Here is a 2,036-nt window from a genome sequence, read left to right as displayed (position 1 = left end):
GGTAAGCGATCCACGAAGCACATCTACCTCATGATGAGATAACCCTCTACCGTTATACCTGCAGTGAGCAGTTCCATGGCAGCAAGGCTTCATAGTCTTCCACCGTCGAGGCCTGGGGCAGGTGTTCCAGGATGTGGTGCAGCCAGGCATAGGGCTCCCGCCCGTTGGCTTTCGCGGTTTCGATCAGGCTGTAGATCTGTGCGCTGGCCGTCGCGCCCTTGGGCGTGTCGCTGAACAGCCAGTTCTTGCGCCCGATGACGAACGGGCGAATGGCGTTCTCGGCGCGGTTGTTGTCGATCGGCAGGTGCCCGCCCTCGACGTAGCGCACCAGTTTGCTCCAGTTGCTGGCCAGGTAGTTCACCGCCTTGCCCAGGGCATTCTGGGCGGTGACCTGCGGTTGGGTCTTGTCCAGCCAGGACTTGAGTTGATCGAGCAGTGGCAGACTACGTTGCTGACGGGCGACCAGACGTTCGCTGTCGTTAGCCTCTTTCAGGTCACGCTCGATGCCGTAGAGCTTGTTGATCAGGTTCAGCGCCATGTCGGCACGTCCGGTCTTGCCCTTGGGCTGCACCTTCTGCGCTTCGATGAACTTGCGCCGGGCGTGGGCCCAGCAGGCCAGGCGCTCGATCCCCTCTTGCGCGGCCACGGCGTTGTAGCCGGCATAGTCGTCGGTCATCAGGTAGCCGCGATAGCCTTCGAGCAGGTGCAACGGCACGTCCTGCGCACGGCTGGTGCTGTAGTCGAACAGGACGACAGGTTTCTCCGGTGGGCCGCCGCTTTGCACCCACATCCAGGACTGCGCCGTGGGATCTCGCCCGGGCTCATGCAGCACCTGGAGCCGGGTTTCGTCGCAGTGCAACACCGGGTAGCCCAGCAACTGGTCGCGCATGAGGTTGAGCAGGGGCTGCAACTGTTCGCCGGACTGGATCACCCAGCGCGCCAGGGTCTGGCGGGGGATGTCGATGCCATGGCGGCTGAGCATCTTCTCGAAACGATACAGCGGGATGCCATCGGCGTACTTGGTGGTCAGCAGCATGGCCAGCACGCTGGGGCTGGCCAGGCTTTTCTCGATCAGTTGGGCTGGCTTGTCTGCGGTGACCGGGGCGGTTTCGCAGGCCTTGCAAGCGTAGGTTTTGCGGATATGGCGGATCACCCGCACTTGCATCGGAATAATGTCGAGCTGCTCACTGGTCTCTTCGCCGATCACCTGCTTGCAGGCGCCGCAGGCACAGGTGCGCTCGTGCTCGGGCAGTTCGTGGATGATTTCAACGCGAGGCAGGTCAACCGGGAGAGGCTTGCGCTTGCCACGTCGTTTCACGAGGACGACGACTTCTTCGGCCTCGGTCTCACCCGATCCGCCAGCAGTTTCTTCGAGCAACTCCTCCGCCTCGTTGAACATGGCCAGTTGAGGGGAGTCGGCATCCTCGGGGCTGCGCTCGGACTTTGGCGAGAACAGTTTGTGGCGCAGCAGGGCAACCTGCTCTTGGAGTTGCGCCACCTTTCCGTGCGCCAACAGCAGCATCTGCTTGAGCAGGACGGGGTCGTCGGGAAGGGAGTCTGCGCCAGATTTCATAGCGCCGGATTATACCGGCTCAGCTTACAAAACGTGGCGTCAGAACCTTGTGAGGTCGATTACCCCAGAGATCGACCCCCTCCAGCAACTGGTTCAGCTCTCGAACCGTCAGCTCGATAGCTTCATCCCCCGCATCCGGCTTGGTCTTGAACCGTTCGGCCTCCAGGCGCTTGAGCCACAGGCAGAAACCATTTCGATGCCAGTACAAAATCTTCACCTGGTTACGCGCGCGATTGAGGAAGACGAACAGCACCGGGTCGAATACCGCCACCTTGATATCCAGTTCGACCAGAACAGCCAGGCCATTGATCGATTTACGGAAGTCGACGGGCTTGGGATACAGGTAGACGGCTTTGACCTTCGGGTCGGGACGCATCATGGCATTGGGCTCCACTGTAAAACGGGAGCCCAGCTTCCTTGGCCCTTCTAGTCATTTGAAGGTGGGGTTTGTGGAGCGGTTACG

The 2,036-nt window shown here is 60.9% G+C and carries 2 protein-coding genes; both read right to left on the bottom strand.

The window, feature by feature from the left end:
• Window positions 1-52: 52 nt before the first annotated feature.
• A complete protein-coding gene (gene tnpC / locus DNJ95_RS19045; protein ID WP_131186271.1) occupies window positions 53-1,573 on the bottom strand; it encodes an IS66 family transposase in 1,521 nt (506 codons plus the stop codon).
• Between the two features lie 19 nt (window positions 1,574-1,592).
• Window positions 1,593-1,952, bottom strand: a complete 360-nt coding sequence (gene tnpB / locus DNJ95_RS19040) for an IS66 family insertion sequence element accessory protein TnpB (protein ID WP_242672005.1) — start codon at window positions 1,950-1,952, stop codon at window positions 1,593-1,595.
• Between the last annotated feature and the right edge of the window lie 84 nt (window positions 1,953-2,036).

The organism is Stutzerimonas kirkiae, assembly GCF_004327335.1.
GTDB lineage: Bacteria > Pseudomonadota > Gammaproteobacteria > Pseudomonadales > Pseudomonadaceae > Stutzerimonas > Stutzerimonas kirkiae.
The sequence above is the reverse complement of the archived record's forward strand: the minus strand, read 5'-3'. Positions and strand labels throughout refer to the sequence as shown.